19 protein-coding genes are annotated in these 14,787 nt (G+C 63.0%); 10 read left to right on the top strand and 9 right to left on the bottom strand.

All coding sequences use genetic code 11. From position 1 onward, the window contains the following. The first annotated feature begins 146 nt into the window (after window positions 1-146). The 5 genes from HMI60_RS06250 (at window position 147) to HMI60_RS06230 (ending at window position 4,321) form a co-directional block, all read left to right on the top strand. Complete coding sequence (locus HMI60_RS06250; protein WP_193590760.1) at window positions 147-1,307, top strand: sensor histidine kinase; 1,161 nt, start codon at window positions 147-149, stop codon at window positions 1,305-1,307. After that, entirely contained in the window at window positions 1,304-1,930 is a 627-nt protein-coding gene (locus tag HMI60_RS06245; RefSeq protein ID WP_055973875.1) for a response regulator transcription factor, read from the top strand. The genes HMI60_RS06250 and HMI60_RS06245 overlap by 4 nt, the downstream gene beginning before the upstream one ends. Before the next feature lie 27 nt (window positions 1,931-1,957). Beyond that, window positions 1,958-2,524, top strand: a complete 567-nt coding sequence (locus HMI60_RS06240) for an HdeD family acid-resistance protein (protein ID WP_026267417.1) — start codon at window positions 1,958-1,960, stop codon at window positions 2,522-2,524. A gap of 63 nt (window positions 2,525-2,587) precedes the next feature. Then, window positions 2,588-3,394: an exodeoxyribonuclease III gene (locus HMI60_RS06235; protein WP_064723726.1), complete on the top strand. Its 807-nt coding sequence runs from the start codon at window positions 2,588-2,590 to the stop codon at window positions 3,392-3,394. Between the two features lie 42 nt (window positions 3,395-3,436). Continuing rightward, on the top strand, window positions 3,437-4,321 hold the full coding sequence (locus tag HMI60_RS06230; protein ID WP_018779523.1) for a hypothetical protein: 885 nt from the start codon (window positions 3,437-3,439) through the stop codon (window positions 4,319-4,321). A 43-nt stretch (window positions 4,322-4,364) separates the two neighbouring features. Here the strand turns inward: HMI60_RS06230 and HMI60_RS06225 are convergent, their stop codons facing one another. From HMI60_RS06225 to HMI60_RS06205, 5 genes are all read right to left on the bottom strand, one after another. Further along, window positions 4,365-5,438: a LacI family DNA-binding transcriptional regulator gene (locus HMI60_RS06225; protein WP_018779524.1), complete on the bottom strand. Its 1,074-nt coding sequence runs from the start codon at window positions 5,436-5,438 to the stop codon at window positions 4,365-4,367. A gap of 146 nt (window positions 5,439-5,584) precedes the next feature. Continuing rightward, window positions 5,585-5,857, bottom strand: coding sequence for a hypothetical protein (locus HMI60_RS06220; protein WP_018779525.1), 273 nt, complete (start codon window positions 5,855-5,857; stop codon window positions 5,585-5,587). Continuing rightward, window positions 5,854-6,738 carry a carbohydrate ABC transporter permease gene (locus tag HMI60_RS06215; RefSeq protein ID WP_018779526.1) on the bottom strand — a complete coding sequence of 295 codons (885 nt, stop codon included), beginning with the start codon at window positions 6,736-6,738 and terminating at the stop codon, window positions 5,854-5,856. Before HMI60_RS06215 ends, HMI60_RS06220 begins: the two co-directional genes overlap by 4 nt. 1 nt (window position 6,739) lies before the next feature. After that, a complete protein-coding gene (locus HMI60_RS06210; protein WP_026267419.1) occupies window positions 6,740-7,759 on the bottom strand; it encodes a carbohydrate ABC transporter permease in 1,020 nt (339 codons plus the stop codon). Between the two features lie 88 nt (window positions 7,760-7,847). Further along, window positions 7,848-9,140: an ABC transporter substrate-binding protein gene (locus HMI60_RS06205; RefSeq protein WP_193590759.1), complete on the bottom strand. Its 1,293-nt coding sequence runs from the start codon at window positions 9,138-9,140 to the stop codon at window positions 7,848-7,850. Window positions 9,141-9,395: 255 nt separating this feature from the next. Here HMI60_RS06205 and HMI60_RS06200 point away from each other — a divergent pair, with 255 nt between their 5' ends. Next, entirely contained in the window at window positions 9,396-9,797 is a 402-nt protein-coding gene (locus tag HMI60_RS06200) for a helix-turn-helix transcriptional regulator (protein ID WP_026267420.1), read from the top strand. A gap of 26 nt (window positions 9,798-9,823) precedes the next feature. Here HMI60_RS06200 and HMI60_RS06195 read toward each other — a convergent pair whose 3' ends face one another. Then, window positions 9,824-10,792, bottom strand: coding sequence for a cytochrome c oxidase assembly protein (locus HMI60_RS06195; protein WP_193590758.1), 969 nt, complete (start codon window positions 10,790-10,792; stop codon window positions 9,824-9,826). 45 nt (window positions 10,793-10,837) lie between these two features. Continuing rightward, complete coding sequence (locus tag HMI60_RS06190) at window positions 10,838-11,263, bottom strand: helix-turn-helix transcriptional regulator (protein WP_035734213.1); 426 nt, start codon at window positions 11,261-11,263, stop codon at window positions 10,838-10,840. A 215-nt stretch (window positions 11,264-11,478) separates the two neighbouring features. Between HMI60_RS06190 and HMI60_RS06185 the strand changes: the two genes are divergently transcribed. The 4 genes from HMI60_RS06185 (at window position 11,479) to HMI60_RS06170 (ending at window position 13,693) form a co-directional block, all read left to right on the top strand. Continuing rightward, window positions 11,479-11,616 carry a hypothetical protein gene (locus HMI60_RS06185; RefSeq protein WP_160291483.1) on the top strand — a complete coding sequence of 46 codons (138 nt, stop codon included), beginning with the start codon at window positions 11,479-11,481 and terminating at the stop codon, window positions 11,614-11,616. Continuing rightward, on the top strand, window positions 11,613-12,524 hold the full coding sequence (locus tag HMI60_RS06180) for a cation diffusion facilitator family transporter (RefSeq protein WP_193590757.1): 912 nt from the start codon (window positions 11,613-11,615) through the stop codon (window positions 12,522-12,524). The genes HMI60_RS06185 and HMI60_RS06180 overlap by 4 nt, the downstream gene beginning before the upstream one ends. Beyond that, window positions 12,524-13,213 (top strand): thioredoxin domain-containing protein, encoded by a 690-nt coding sequence (locus HMI60_RS06175; protein WP_018779534.1) that lies wholly within the window; start codon window positions 12,524-12,526, stop codon window positions 13,211-13,213. The genes HMI60_RS06180 and HMI60_RS06175 overlap by 1 nt, the downstream gene beginning before the upstream one ends. A gap of 117 nt (window positions 13,214-13,330) precedes the next feature. Continuing rightward, a complete protein-coding gene (locus HMI60_RS06170; RefSeq protein ID WP_110505314.1) occupies window positions 13,331-13,693 on the top strand; it encodes a hypothetical protein in 363 nt (120 codons plus the stop codon). Between the two features lie 21 nt (window positions 13,694-13,714). Here HMI60_RS06170 and HMI60_RS06165 read toward each other — a convergent pair whose 3' ends face one another. After that, a complete protein-coding gene (locus HMI60_RS06165; RefSeq protein WP_193591139.1) occupies window positions 13,715-14,389 on the bottom strand; it encodes a DNA alkylation repair protein in 675 nt (224 codons plus the stop codon). Between the two features lie 41 nt (window positions 14,390-14,430). Continuing rightward, window positions 14,431-14,739: a hypothetical protein gene (locus HMI60_RS06160; protein ID WP_079582773.1), complete on the bottom strand. Its 309-nt coding sequence runs from the start codon at window positions 14,737-14,739 to the stop codon at window positions 14,431-14,433. Window positions 14,740-14,787: the final 48 nt, after the last annotated feature.

Raw genomic sequence — 14,787 nt, 5'->3', positions numbered from 1 at the left:
GCCCGAAGCAGGCCCCGGGCTCATCCTTTCCGCACGCTGTATCAGCCAAAAGGTGGAGAGACCAATAACCGCCCGGGACCTAGCATGGAAAGATCGCCCGCCACGCACGAAACCGCCACAGCCAGGAACGGAACCGGGAACCATCCATGCCAACTGCTCCTCCACAGCCAGGGCCAAGCAGCCGCTTCGACGGCCGCATCGATGCCGTGGTGCACGTGGGCTTCGCCGTGCTGATGGTGGCCTCCGGGGTCCGGTACGTCATGCGGCACTCCCCCGCGGACAACCTGTGGACGGTGGCTTTGGCGGCGGCAGTGTGCGGGCTCTACGCCGTCACCGCCCTCCTGGCACATCGACGCCCGGCCCGGGGCAGCCACTGGATCCCGTGGATGATCGCCCTTGTGGCAGCATGGGCCGCCCTGGTGATCGTGGCTCCGAGCTTTGCGTGGTGCTCGTTCGCCATCTTCTTCCTTGCGCGCAGGGCTTTCCGCGGCTGGGCCGGATACGCGGCCAGCAGCCTGACCGCAGCGGCCACCGCCGTCGGGCTCTTCCGGATGAGCGGCTGGACGGACGTTGCCATGCTGCTTGGCCCGCTCGCCGCGGGGGCCCTCCTGACCTTGATCTACGACAAGATCGAACGCGACCAGGAGCAGTTGGCCGCCACCGAACGGCAGGCCGGGATCGCCACCGAACGCGAGCGCGTCTCCCGGGAAATCCACGACACCGTGACCCAGGGCCTGGCAAGCAGCCTGCTTCTGCTGGAGGCGGCGCAGCGCTCCTGGCCGGATGGTTCGGCACAGCGGGACGTTGCCAAGGCGTCCGGCCTGTTGAGGCGGAACCTCGCCGACACCCGCAGCCTGGTGCACGAACTTTCCGCGCCGGGTCTCGAATCAGGCCCGCTTCCGGAAGCCCTGCAGCACGCCGCGAGCCAATATGTGGATACCATCCAGGTCCACGTCACCGGCGATGAACGGCCGCTCCCCGCAGAGGTCCGCCATGCCCTGATCCGGGTGACCCAAAGCGCAGCGGCCAACATCAAGCTCCACGCGCACGCGGACCACTCCAGCGTGACGCTCGGGTACCTCCCGGAGTCGGTCACCTTGGACGTGTACGACGACGGACGCGGCTTTGATCCCGCAGCGGTACCTGCGCCGTCGGAAACCGGAGGGTACGGCCTGCGGGCCATGCGGCAACGGGTTGAGCAGCTGGGTGGAGAATTGTCAGTGGAGAGCTCGCCGGGTGAAGGCACCATCATCGCGGCGCAGCTGCCGCTCAGCCAGCCTGCCCGGTCGTCCAAGGAGGGCCTGTGACCGCCATTTCCGTTCTGCTCGTTGACGACCACACCGTGGTCCGCAGCGGACTCAAGGCGCTGTTGGGCACCCAGGCGGATATCGCCGTCGTCGGTGAAGCCTCCTCCGGCGAAGACGCTCTGGAAGCGGCCCGGGTGCACTCGCCGGCGGTTGTGCTGATGGATCTGGCCATGGGAGCCGGGATGGACGGCATCGAAGCCATCAAGCAGCTCCGGCAACACAACCCGCAGCAAGCGGTGATCGTGTTCACCACCTACGACTCCGACGCCGACATCGTCCGCGCCGTGGACGCCGGAGCCATGGGGTACCTGCTCAAGGATGCCGCGCCGGAGGAAATCTTCGCAGCCGTCCGTGGTGCTGTGCAGGGCAAGAGCGTGATGAGCGCACCGGTCGCCTCACGGCTGTTCCAGCAAATGCGGAATCCGGACGACATCCTTACTCCGAGGGAAGCCGAGCTGCTCAGCCTGCTGACCGAGGGACTCAGCAACCGGGACCTCGGAAAACGCCTCTTCATCTCCGAGGCCACGGTCAAAACACACCTGGCACACATCTACGCCAAACTCGGTGTCGAGACGCGTGCAGCAGCCATCGCAACAGCCATCCGGCGCGAGGGGATGCGGTAAAGGCACACGGTTGGTTACGCTGACCATATGTCGGACACAACGGGTCGCAGAATGTTCACAACTCCAGGGACAGCTTTGTTGGTCCGGGGAGCCCTCGCCATCGTTTTCGGACTGCTGGTCCTGGTCTTGCCCAGCGCCACGGCGTTTGCAGTGGTGGTGGTGTTCGGCTTCTTCGCCATCATCGACGGCATCACCAGCGTGGCCCACTACTTCTACGACCCCGCCGGCCGCTCACGCTGGAGCGTTGTGGGTGGATTCATCTCCATCGCCGCCGGCATCCTGGCCATCGCCTGGCCCGGCATTACCGCTGCCGTCATTGGCGTGATCATCGGCTTGTGGGCCCTGGTACTGGGGATCTCGCAGATCATCCTGGCCCTTGCCGCCCGCAGCTTCATCCGCAGCTGGGGACTATGGCTGCTCACCGGCCTCATCACCACGGTGTTCGGAATTGTGGTCCTGGTCAATCCGGGCATCGGGCTCCTCGGCCTGATGGGAATGCTCGCAGCTTTCGCCATTGTGACCGGCCTGCTCCTGATCGCTTCGGGCATCGGTCTCCGCAAGCTGGCCAACACCCAGCCGCTGTATGGCCACTAGCTTCGGCGCGGTAAAAAGCCGTAGGGGGATGCGCTCAGCCCCAAGTTCGGTAAGTTAGTGGCTGTGAAGATAGCTACCTGGAATGTGAACTCCCTCCGTGCCCGAGCCGACCGTGTTGAAGCGTGGCTTGAGCGCAGCGACTGCGATGTCCTGGCCATCCAGGAAACCAAGTGCAAGGACGAGAACTTCCCCTGGGAACTCTTTGAACGCATGGGATACGAGGTAGCGCACTTCGGCGTGAACCAGTGGAACGGCGTGGCCATTGCCTCCCGTGTGGGCCTGGAAGACGTTGAGCGCACCTTCGTGGACCAGCCTGCCTTCGGCAAAGCCGGCAAGGACCCCGCCCAGGAAGCCCGCGCGATCGCTGCCACCTGCGGCGGAATCCGCGTCTGGAGCCTCTACGTTCCGAACGGCCGCTCCCTGGACGACGAACACATGCCCTACAAGATCAAGTGGCTCGAAGTCCTGCGGGACCAGGCCGCCGAATGGGTCAAGGCCGACCCCAACGCGCAGATCGCCCTCATGGGTGACTGGAACATCGCCCCGTTCGACGACGACGTCTGGGACATCCAGCTTTTCCGCGACAACAACTACACGCACGTCAGCGAACCCGAGCGCGCAGCGTTCCACGCGTTCGAAACCGCCGGATTTACCGACGTCGCACGTCCCTATACGCCGGGGCCGGGGGTCTACACGTACTGGGACTACACGCAGCTGCGGTTCCCCAAGAAGGAGGGCATGCGGATCGACTTCTGTCTGGCCTCCCCGGCACTGGCTTCCCGCGTCACGGGTGCGTCCATTGACCGCGAGGAACGCAAGGGGAAGGGCGCCTCGGATCACGCTCCCGTGATCGTGGAGCTCACCGACTGAGCACTGCACCTGATGACTCATTGACGAAAGGGGTGGCTGGACATGGCGGGTAGTCTGTACCGGGGCCAGGCGGGACTGCCGTTCTCTTCGTCGCTGCGCATTTACGAGCCGCTTGAGGCGTTCCCTCCCGAGCAACAGCGCCAACTTGTGGCGGAGGGCAGCAAGGCAGGTTCCCGGGCCGCCGTCGAAAATGCCGAGCTCCAGGCCTCGCTGGGACGCATCACCCGCTCCGGCGGCGATCCGTTCCCCACCGGCCGCACCGATCTGGTCCGCATGACGCGGGTCCCCATGGGACGGCACGCCGCTCCCGGCAATGATGAGGACGACGCCGGACGGCTGCTTTACTGCCCCAGCCAACTGGTGATTCGGGCCGGCTTGGCGGCCAACGCGCTCATGGACGGAGTCCACAGTCCGCTGGCCGACCTGCTCATTCCGGTTTCGCAAAGGGACAAACACCAGATGCGGATCGACCGGATCAACGCCCGCGAAGACGCCAAACGCGTCCACACCCGGGCCTCAACCTGGGGTATCCCGTTCAGCTGGTTCTCGCTGTTTGCCGAATCGGACCGCAAAGACGTCGTCGAATCCGACGGCCGCATCCTGACGGTGCGGGTATGGACCCCACTGACTGAAGCCTTGGAAAGGGCCCGGTTTTCCGTGGCCCATCTGGCGCTGGCCGCTCCGGACCTGGACATGCTGGATGACCTGACGCAGCTCACTGAGTGGCTTGAGCTGTTCCACGTCCAGTCGATGGTGGAGCTCGATTACGGCGCCGTTGCAGACAAGGTGTACCCGGACGACTCCCCCATGGATGTCCGCTTGGGCATCGAGTGCCTGGCCGAAGGCGACATGACAGGCGCCGCGGCCGCGTACCGGCGCCTGGCTTCCCGCTGGATTCCCATCCGGCAGTTGGCGCGCGCTTCGTAGCTTCACGGTTTCCAGGTTCCCGCTTGTGCGGGCTCCTGCGTCCTTAGTTGGGGCTGTTGGTGAATTTCCCGTTCGGCGGCGCTGTAGTCTCGCGGACAATCAACTGGTGGGGAGCCACGGCGGAGTGCACCGCTCCGACGTTGCCGTCGAGTTCGTCCAACAGCATCTTGGTCGCAAGTTCGGCTTGGTTGTCCGGGCGCTGGCCGACAGTGGTCAGGCCCAGCGAGGACGAGAAATCGTGGTCATCGATACCGATCACGGAGAGGTCCTCCGGGACCCGCACCCCGTGGCGGCCGGCTTCAAAAATCACGCCCATCGCCATCTCATCGGAGGAACAGAAGATCGCGGTCGGTTTCCGGCCGGGCTGGCTCCACAGCCGGTTGAAGGCCTGCTGCCCGCTGGCGACGGTGAAGTCACCCCACTGGTCCCACTCAGGGCGGACTTCCAGCCCGGCGTCGGACATGACTTCCTGGAACGCCTGGATCCGCACCCGGGGGACGTCGAAGTTCAGATCCGTTTCGTCATCGCCGTGCAGCAGGGCAATGTCCTTGTGTCCCAGATCCAGCAGGTGCTTCACGGCGGTGGATGCGGCGTCGTAGTCATTGATGCCGATGTAGGGGCAGTCCTCAACGTGGCCACCCACCACCACCAACGGAATGTCGATCTTGTGAAGATGCTCCAGTTCGTCCTCAGTCAAGGACATGCAGAGCACCAGCAGGGCGTCGATCTGCTTGTACACCATGGTGGAACTGAAGAGGCGTTCACGGTTACTGCCGTGGCCGCCTAGGTTGAACAAGGAGAGGTTGTATTTCCTTGAGTGCAGCTCACGGTCGGCGCCTTCGATGGCTTTCGAGAAGAACCACCGGCTGACGAAAGGAGCCAAGACGCCTATGGTCCGGGTGCGGCCCGTCGCCAGCCCGGAGGCCGACGACGACGCCACATATCCCAATGAACTTGCTACTTCGAGGATCTTCTCGCGGGTTGCGGGAGATACCCGCGGCAGTCCCCGCACTGCACGGGAGACGGTCGCCGTCGAGACTCCCGCTGCTGCGGCAACGTCCTCGATGCTGACGCCGGTGTGGCCGCCGCGTTGGGACCGCTCGTTCGTCTTTGCCACTCAAGCCCCCTTTTTTGGTGCATGCCGAAAGCCGAGGGCTCGTTCCCGGACGGCACCTTCCAGCCTATTCCGCCTGCCTGCTGTTCGCCGATTTCGCACAAGTTATTGCGACGCCGGTCAGGTACTGGTGTTCTCCATGGGCCGCCTCAACCAATCCGCCGTGTCGTACGGCGCGGTAGCTTGCGCCGCAAGCGGAGCATTCCCCAGAGGGCGAGGACAACGGCCAGGAGCCCCAACGCCCAGCCGAGGGCGGGCTGGCCGGTGACCTCCATCGAGATGGTGGCCACCAGGAGCACCAGGCCCCAGAAGGCGAGGAACCCGATGATGATGTCGAAGTCCTCCGCGGACCGTACCCGCTTGGTGCCCGGGTCGGGCTTCGCTGCGGGGGACTCCCGACGTCGATTTCCATAACTTGTCACTTGACAGCGCCTGCCGTAAGGCCGGCCACGATCTTGCGCTGGAAGATCAGCACAAGGACAACCAGCGGAATGGTCACCACGGTACCTGCGGCCATAACGGCTGTGTACGGTTCCTGGTGCGGCTGCGCACCGGCAAAGTACGCGATGGCTACCGTGACGGTCTTGGTGGCGTCATTCGACAACTGGCTGGCGATGAGGAATTCATTCCAGGAGGCAATGAACGCCAGGATCGCCGTGGTGAACGTTGCCGGGGCTGCCAGCGGAAGGATCACTTTCCGGAACGCCTGTCCCTGCGTGCAGCCATCGATCCTTGCGGCTTCTTCGAGCTCCCACGGCATCTCGCGGAAGAAGGAGGTCAGCGTGTAGACCGTGAGCGGGAGAACGAAGGAGATGTTCGGAATGATCAGCGCCTGGTAGGTGCCGAACCAGCCGATGTTGGTGAACAACTGGAACAGCGGGGTTACCAAGGCAACGCCGGGGAACATCGATGCGCCCAGGATGAAGCCGAGGACCACGAACTTGAACCGGAAATTCAACCGGGCCAGGGCGTAGGCCGCAAACACACCGACCAGCAGCGCTACGACTGTCGTCACGGCGCCAACGATCAGGCTGTTCAACAGGTTGCGGCCGAAGTGGTTGCCAAGGCTCTCGTCGAACACCGTCGCGAAGTTGTCCCACGTGAAGTGGGTGAAGAACGGCGTGGTGTCGAACGTGTATCCGACGTCGCGGAAAGCGGTGACCAGCATCCAGTAGAAGGGTGCCATGCACCAGACGAGGATGATGGCGGCGCTGATGTAGGTGCGCAGCGACCCCCAGTTGAAGGGCCGTTTGGGCCGTTCCACGGAGTCGGCGGAGGTCTTCGAAGCTGTGGCTGTGCTCATCTCACTTGGCCTTTCCGGAAGATGTGGCCGCGTCCACGGCATTCGCCCCGAGGAAGCGGACGAAGATAAACGCCACGAGGAAGATCACCAGGAATGTAATGGTCGATAGCGCCGCCGCTGTATTGAACCCTTGCCTGATTTGTTGGACAACAAGGATGGACAGCGTGGTGGTGCCGTTCGCGCCCTGGGTCATGATGGCGGGGAGATCGTACATGCGCAGTGCGTCGAGGACACGGAACAGGATGGCCACCATCAGCGCCGGCTTCACCAGCGGCAGGGTGATCAGGCGGAACCGCTGCCAGGTGGACGCGCCGTCAACCTTGGCGGCTTCGTAGACTTCGTCCGGAATCAGCTGCAGGCCCGCCAGGATCAGGAGGGCCATGAACGGCGTGGTCTTCCAGACGTCGGCAATGATGATTGCCCACTTGGCCGGCCATTCCGAGCCGGTCCACAGGATCTGGGTACCGAACAGCTTGTTGGCGATGCCTTCGAAGGCGAAGATGAAGAACCAGAGCTTGGCGGTAACGGCCGTCGGGATGGCCCACGGAACCAGGACGGCTGCGCGGATCAGGCTGCGTCCGCGGAAGGCGCGGGCCATGATGATTGCCATCCAGAAGCCAAGAACGGTCTCGAAGGCCACGGTAACCACCGTGAAGAAGAAGGTAGTGCCCATGGAGTCCCAGAACTGGGCTCCGAGTGTGCCCGGAGGGCAGGCCAGCGAGCCGCCGCCGGGGGCCGTGCATTGCTGCAGCAGCCAGTGCGTGTAGTTTTCAAAGCCGGCCGGGCCGCCCTCGGAGAAGAACCCCGTGGCCGGGTCGAGGCCGGAGTCCTTCTGGAAGGACATGATGATGGCGTTGAGCACCGGGTAGATGATGACGATCGCCAGCAGGATGAGCGACGGCGCCAGGAGGGTGTATGCCCAACGGCCCTGCGTAAGCTGCTTCCGGTCGGCGCTTTCGCGGCTGGGCATCGTGTGTCCGGAAGCCGCCGTCGCGTCTGGTTTTTGTAGTTCTGTTGACATGTCAAGACTCCTGTCAGGGAGAAGGCCGTGGCCGGCAGTCCGGCTGCCCGCCCCTCAGGGACAGGCAGCCGGACTGTAGCCCGGGTGGTTACTTAGCTCCGGCCGACTCAATAGCCGCTTGCATGTCGGAGATTGCCGCATCCACGGTCTTCTCTCCCTTGAGGGCAGCGTAGGCGTTGTCCTGCACAGCCTTGGTGACGGCGGGGTAGAACGGCGTCACGGGACGCGGAACCGCGTTCTCGATGGACGTCTTCAGCACCGGGAGGTACGGCAGCTTGGTCACGAGTTCCTGATCGTCATACAGCTTGGTCAGGACCGGGGCCAGCGAACCCTGGGTAGCGTAGAAGCGCTGGGTTTCCTCGCTGGTGATGTACTTGATGAAGTCCGCAACAGTTGCCTTGTTCTTGGAGTAGACGCTCATGGCGATGTTGTGGCCACCAAGCGAGGAGGCACCGGGGCCGTCCTTGCCCGGGAGGGGTGCCATCTTGAACGTGTCCTTCACAGTGGAGGAACCGTCGGTCTTGGCCAGGTTGTACACGTACGGCCAGTTGCGGTGGAACAGCAGCTTGCCGGCTTCGAAGGCCTGACGTCCCTGCTCTTCCTGGAAGGTGATTGCTTCGGTGGGGATGTTGCCATCTTTGTAGGCGTTCACCAGGTTGGTGAGGCCGGCCTTGGCTTCGCTGGAGTTCACGGCAGCCTTGCCGGAATCATCAACGATCTTGCCGCCTGCCGAGTTGATGGCTTCAGCAGCGTTGACCGTCAGGCCCTCATACTTCTGGAACTGGCCTGCGTAGCAGCCGATGTTGTTCTGCTTGGCGATCTCGCACATTCCCATCATCTCGTCCCAGGTCTTGGGCGGGTTGGGAACAAGGTCACCACGGTAGTAGAGGATGCCGCCATCCGAACTCTGGGGGGCTGCATAGAGGGTGTTGTTGTAGGTGGCGCTCTTGACAGTGGACTCGAGCATCCCGTCCGTGGAGATTGCGGTCTTGTCCTTGAGCGGCTGCAGCCAGCCCTTGGCAGCGAACTCAGCAACCCAGATGAGGTCGACGCTCATGACGTCGTAGTTGGTGTTCTTGGCCTGGAAGTTCTGGACCAGGTCATCGTGCTGCTGGTCGGCCTGGTCCGACTGCTCCTTGAACGTTACTTTCTCGTCCGGATGGGCGGCGTTCCACTTTTCGATGAGGGGCCGGACAACGTTGCTGTTGTCCTTGCCCTGGACGTAGGTGATCGGCCCGCGGCCGTCAAGGTTGTTGGCTGCGTCGCCGCTGGCACCTCCGGAACTGGTGCCGCCGCCACCCCCGCCGCCACCACAGGCGGTCAGGGACAGAGCCAGGACTCCGGCTACAGCTGCCGGAAGCAGGAACTTTTTGGATTTCATGCTGGGAACTCCTCGGTGAGTGGACCAGGTTTTTCCGCGGTGCGGTTGATGTGGTGAGGCTCACAATAGTCACGGGAGGAAGCAAAATGCAAGCGCTTACACGCGTCGTGACCACAACGATACAAAGTAGCCTGATTATTCACGCCCACCACCCTGGAAGCGGGGGCTCTTTCCGCCGACATGGATGCGTTTTGGTATGGTCGCGGCCTTGAGTCGATTTGATTGCCCACTATTGCCTATGGAACAGTGGGAAGCGTGGATGAACTCGAAGCACTGCAGACCATTGGACGGCTCATCAAGGAAGAGCGTCTCGCGCAAGGTCTCAGTCAGGTGCAGCTGGCCAAACAAGCAGGAACCGCCATCAAGACAGTGCGGACACTGGAGTCGGGCACGCGACGCACGCAGGAAATCAACCAACGCAAACTCGAGCATGCCCTGGGTTGGCGTGCAGGATCGGTGTCCGAAGTCCTCAAGGGAAAATCGAACTTCGCACCGGACATGATCACGCCGGACGACATGCGCTCAGGGGACGACTCACGGCAAGGACCACCCCGCATTGCCGTTCCCGCGGCACCCGTCGCCCGGGCCTCACATCTTTCCGACGAGGAACTCCTCGCAGAGCTCACCTACCGGATGATGCACCGCAACAGGGGCTGAATGCCCTGTTCTTCGCCGGTGCTCCTTCAGTTCCGGCGCATCGGACGTTTGGCCAGTTGCTGCAGATATTCGTTGTAGGCGTCCAGCTCAGGGTCTCCGGCCACGGCGGACTTACGGGCGGCCGCAGCCCATCCCCGGGCCTCGTCCCGCTGCCAGCGCACCAGAATGAACATGAGCAGCAGCACTCCCGGCAGTTCCCCGTATGACCAGGCCAAGCCTCCGGCCATGCCCTGGTCCGCCATGGGGTCGAGGCTCCAACTTGCCGGTGGGGTGGCAAAGAATTTAACCATCGGAGCCGTTGCCATCATGATGACCACGCCGAAAAAGGCGTGCAGCGGCATCTCGGCAAAGATGTCGAGCATACGACCGAAGTGCGTCTGCCGGGTGGGCAGCGGGTCTGCCGAGATCAGCGGCACGGTGAACAGGACGCCCGCAGCGAGGAACAGCAGTTCCAGCCCCACATGCCCGTACCAATTCGGCAGCAGCAGGTCCCCGAGGCCGGAAAAATAGACGCCGTAGAAGCTCAGCAGGAACAGGGGCACCATGAAAGCCGGGTGGATGGCCAATCTGCCCCAGCGTGAACGCAGCCCCCACATGGCCATCCTCAAGACGGGCCGGCCGAAGCGGCCATGAGGGGTTGCCCGCAACAGCAAGGTGCCCGGAGAGCCGATGACCAGCAGCGGAGGCACGGCCATCATCAGGGTCAGCTGTTGGAACATGAAGACGGAGAACATCCGCAGTCCGTAGCCCTCGATCCCGGCGCCCATCACAACGATAATGGCCACGCAGCCGAGCAGGAACGACGCCGTCCTGACCGGCGACCAGTGCCGGCCCTTGCGCCAGAGGCTGATGGCACCGGCGAGGTAGAACACCGCCGCCAGCAGTGTCATGGCTGGAATCAGCGGAACCGGCTGAAGGTTCGGCGCGAGGTACTCACCCAGCGAGGGTGGCAGCGAGGGAAGCCAGACGGGGCCCTCGATTCCAGGCTCGCCCATCTCAGCACGCCCACTTGGTGAACGCGCCGTGTACCGGGGTGCTGTTTAGCCGTTGCTGACCGCTTGGAGCCTGTCCTGGCCCGCGTGTCCGACGTGCGTGAGCCCGAGGTCGAGCAACATCCGCACATGCGAATCCGCCAGGGAGTAATACGCCATCCGGCCGGCCCGACGGACCTGCACTACACGCGGTCCGCGCAGCAGCCGCAGCGCATGGGAGACTCCTGATTCGCTCAGCCCGGTGGTGGCAGCTAGATCGCACACGCACATTTCCCCATCGAGGAGGGCAATGAGGATCCGCACCCGGCCCGGGTCCGAAAGCAGCCCGAAGATCACGGCCAGATCGTTCACGTCCGACTCGGCAGGCATCCGCGCCCTGACCTCCTCGACCCGGTCGGCGTCGACCACACGGACTGCACAATCGCTGCCGGCCCGACGGGGCGTCGCCTGCCGTGCCCGTGCTGTTCCAGTCATCCATCAAGACTACCCCTACCTGCGAATGCGTCGCATTTGTCTTGCCCTAAGCGGCCGTCGAAAGGATGACGGACACAGAGTCCGGCCGTGCTTGGTGTGGCCACAAATTAACGTCTGAACAACTCTACATATATTCTGAAGAGGTGCCGGAATGCCTGGCACCTCCCGGCCCCGGGCTGAGGGACCGGGCCGGGGATCAGCACCTAGGAGCCATCGTGACTTTGAAAGCCGCACTTGCAGGAGGCAGCCCGGCCATTTCCCCGGGACTGCCGTTCCTGATCGCGTCGGGCGGGACGGCTGTGATGGCGGACGGTGCTGCTGTCCTGCCCGCCATCCGGCAGGCCCGCGCATGAGCGGTCACGATCACGCTTCCGAAGCGACTGTTCGGCGCAGCAAACTCATCACGGTCTTCGCCATCACCTTCACTGTGATGATTGCCGAAATCATCGGCTCCGCACTTACCGGGAGCCTGGCGCTGTTGGCGGATGCCGGGCACATGTTCACCGATTCCGCCGGGCTGCTGATAGCCCTCGTCGCCGCGTCGCTGGCCATGAAGCCCGCCACGCTGAAATGGACCTGGGGCTATAAACGCGCCGAGATCATCGCCGCGGCCGGACAGGCGGCATTGCTGCTCGCCGTCGGCGGCTTCGTCATCGTCGAGGGCATCCGCAGGCTCTTCGAACCACCCGAAATCGGCGGGTCCACGATGCTCTGGTTCGGCGTTATTGGCCTGGCCGGCAACGCCGTAGGCCTGATAATTCTGGCCTCCGGCCGGAACCACAACTTCAACATGAAGGCCGCCTTTCTTGAGGTCCTCAACGACGCCCTCGGATCGGTAGCGGTCATCACGGCGGCCATCGTCATAGCCGTCACCGGCTGGCTTCAGGCCGACGCCGTCGTGTCCTTGATCATCGGCGTCCTGATCATCCCGCGGACCCTGAAGCTGCTCCGCGACACCGTGAACGTGCTGATGGAATCCACTCCCGAAGGACTGGACCTGGCCAAGGTGCGCGACCACATCCTGGCTCTCCCGCACGTCATCGATGTGCACGACCTTCATGCTTCGCTTGTGGCCTCCGGAACTCCGGTGCTCTCGGCGCACGTTGCAGTGGAAGACAGCTGTATGACCGACGGCCACGCGGCCGGCATCCTCGCTCAGCTGCAGGCATGCCTCGCCCAGGACTTCGACATCAGCGTCGAACATTCCACCTTCCAGATCGAACCAGCATCCCACCGCGACCAGGAAAGCATCCACCACTGATGACGCACAGCAAAACACTGCCCCAGCCCATGGACAAGGCAAAGAAGGTCCGGGTATTCATCTGGGTCCTGCTGGCTGTCCTCGTCGCCGTTGGAGTGATCTGGTACACCGTATTTACGCTGAACAAACCCGCTCCGACAGAACCTACGCCTGCTGCTGAAGCCCAAGTGGTCCGTGACGACAGCCATCGAGTCACCTCCCCGGCTGTCGAAAAGGCACAACTGGTGGAGTTCCTGGACTTCGAGTGCGAAGCCTGCCTCGCCGCGCAGCCGGTGGTCGAGGAACTGAAGAAGGAATTCGGAGACCGCGTCACCTTCGTCCACCGCTACTTCCCATTGCCGGCACACCGCAATTCGGCCACGGCAGCCCTCGCTGTAGAAGCAGCCGCCCAGCAGGGCAAATATGAGCAAATGTACGCAAAAATGTTCGAAACCCAGGCGCAGTGGGGCGAGAAGACGGAGTCCCAAGCACCCCTGTTCCGCACATTCGCCGGGGAACTGGGCCTCGATCTGAGTGCCTACGACGCTGCTGTGGCGGACGACAAGACCAAGGAACGGATCAAGAAGGACATCGCGGACGGTACAACCCTGGGAGTGAAAGGAACACCGACGTTCTTCCTCAACGGTGAGATGCTCACCCTGGACACCGAGGCACAATTCCGTCAGCTCGTAGCCGATGCCGTGAAATAGCTGACCACCCGCCAAGCGGCCCGTTATCATTGCCCCGGAGTGCCCCGGGCAGACGCCCGGGAGCGGCTTAGGCGCCTACCTGTCCCTGGCAAACCAGCAGAATTGCAGAACACTTCGATGAAACTCTTTACAACGCGACTCCTGCGCATCCGCTTGGTGATTGCCGCCGTCGTCCTTTCCCCTGCGGTCGCCGCAGCTCCGGCGCAGGCACACGCCGCCGCGGAAGCGGTGTTTCCGGCCAGGGAGAGCATCACCGTCCAATACCCTGCCCAAGCCCGGACCGCGACACCATCGCCGACGCCCGAAGCGACTTCGCCGTCCAGCACCCCTGCCCCGGCGACTGAAACCACACCGGAACAGGTCAAACCCAACGATGACAACGCTCCCATGGCCGTAGGCATTGCTGCCGCGATCCTGGTTGTCGCCGCCCTTGTCCTCTACATCGCCCAAAAGCGCAGGGACAAGACATCCGGGGCATAGGCACCCGAAGCTGCCCGGGCATTAGTTTCCGGCTTGGCGCCTGACCATTTCATTGATCCAGGCCGGGGCGAACGGAGAAGTGCAGTTGGGTGGCGTTGGATAGTCCTTCAGCACTTCCAACCGCTCTCCGATGTCCAGGGCACGCGGACGGTACTCCGGGTGTTCAATCCCAATTTGCGCCAGACAGTTATTCATTGCCCACTGCAGGCGGTCCGGGGCGTCCTTCATTTCTGCTTCGATAATGTCCAGCAGTCTTCCGAGGTCCAGGCCTTCGGGGCGTTTGGCCACACGCTCGGCGGTCAGTGCCCAGCCAGCACTGGACACCACAGGATCAGGGTCGGCAAACCATGCCACCCTCAAATCCTCAGCAAACGGGCTTTTCTTGACGACGTAATTGACGAACCAGTCATGTACTTTGGGTCGCTTGGCTTCCCGGAGCATGGAGTCGAGTTCATTCTTTCCGAAGTCTTTGGGACGGCAGATCAGAAGTGACAGAAGACGCGCAGCGGTGTCGCCCGTGGACCACAGTTCGCGGGACAGATCCTGCTGGATTTTGAGCCTCTTGGCTACAGCACGAAGCTTGCTGAGATTCACCCCGTGATCGTCGCCGTGCTTCTCATTGACCTCGCGGGCCCGGGGATCCTCCAAGGCGGCAAGCTCCGCCAGGACCGCGTCCAGGGAAGATTCGGGCGCCATTGATCCTGCCACTGCTGTCTCCTGTCCTCCGATGGCAGAAACTACTGCTGCTTGCCGTCCTTGAACAGTCCGGCAATCTTAGCGCCGAGGTCCTTCACGTTTTCGGCTACGTCCCCGGCAATTTCCTTTGACTTCTCCGCGACGTCACCGGCCAATTCCTTGGCATTCTCTCCAACGTCACCGGAGAAGAACTCCTTCACGTTCTCTGCGGCTTCACCAGCGAATTCCTTGACATTCTCCACAGCGTCACCAGCCAATTCCTTGGCATTTTCAAGTGCGTCGCCTGCGGCGTTCTTCGCGTTCGATGCCCCGTCATTCACGGCGTCGGCTCCAGTGTTTTCCTCAGTCATGACGAACTCCTCTGTCGGGTTGTGGCTTTGCGCATCAAAGGAGGTTTC

This window comes from Paenarthrobacter sp. YJN-D, assembly GCF_015040335.1.
Classification (GTDB): domain Bacteria; phylum Actinomycetota; class Actinomycetes; order Actinomycetales; family Micrococcaceae; genus Arthrobacter; species Arthrobacter nicotinovorans.
The sequence above is the reverse complement of the archived record's forward strand: the minus strand, read 5'-3'. Positions and strand labels throughout refer to the sequence as shown.

What these genes read in the sequence shown, in the direction of transcription:
- HMI60_RS06170 (WP_110505314.1), top strand. Translation starts at nt 13,331, where the DNA reads ATGAAACTCTTTACAACGCGACTCCTGCGCATCCGCTTGGTGATTGCC.
- HMI60_RS06230 (WP_018779523.1), top strand. Translation starts at nt 3,437, where the DNA reads ATGGCGGGTAGTCTGTACCGGGGCCAGGCGGGACTGCCGTTCTCTTCG.
- HMI60_RS06175 (WP_018779534.1), top strand. Translation starts at nt 12,524, where the DNA reads ATGACGCACAGCAAAACACTGCCCCAGCCCATGGACAAGGCAAAGAAG.
- HMI60_RS06240 (WP_026267417.1), top strand. Translation starts at nt 1,958, where the DNA reads ATGTCGGACACAACGGGTCGCAGAATGTTCACAACTCCAGGGACAGCT.
- HMI60_RS06210 (WP_026267419.1), bottom strand. Translation starts at nt 7,759, where the DNA reads ATGTCAACAGAACTACAAAAACCAGACGCGACGGCGGCTTCCGGACAC.
- HMI60_RS06215 (WP_018779526.1), bottom strand. Translation starts at nt 6,738, where the DNA reads ATGAGCACAGCCACAGCTTCGAAGACCTCCGCCGACTCCGTGGAACGG.
- HMI60_RS06160 (WP_079582773.1), bottom strand. Translation starts at nt 14,739, where the DNA reads ATGACTGAGGAAAACACTGGAGCCGACGCCGTGAATGACGGGGCATCG.
- HMI60_RS06250 (WP_193590760.1), top strand. Translation starts at nt 147, where the DNA reads ATGCCAACTGCTCCTCCACAGCCAGGGCCAAGCAGCCGCTTCGACGGC.
- HMI60_RS06195 (WP_193590758.1), bottom strand. Translation starts at nt 10,792, where the DNA reads ATGGGCGAGCCTGGAATCGAGGGCCCCGTCTGGCTTCCCTCGCTGCCA.
- HMI60_RS06165 (WP_193591139.1), bottom strand. Translation starts at nt 14,389, where the DNA reads ATGGCGCCCGAATCTTCCCTGGACGCGGTCCTGGCGGAGCTTGCCGCC.
- HMI60_RS06180 (WP_193590757.1), top strand. Translation starts at nt 11,613, where the DNA reads ATGAGCGGTCACGATCACGCTTCCGAAGCGACTGTTCGGCGCAGCAAA.
- HMI60_RS06190 (WP_035734213.1), bottom strand. Translation starts at nt 11,263, where the DNA reads ATGACTGGAACAGCACGGGCACGGCAGGCGACGCCCCGTCGGGCCGGC.
- HMI60_RS06205 (WP_193590759.1), bottom strand. Translation starts at nt 9,140, where the DNA reads ATGAAATCCAAAAAGTTCCTGCTTCCGGCAGCTGTAGCCGGAGTCCTG.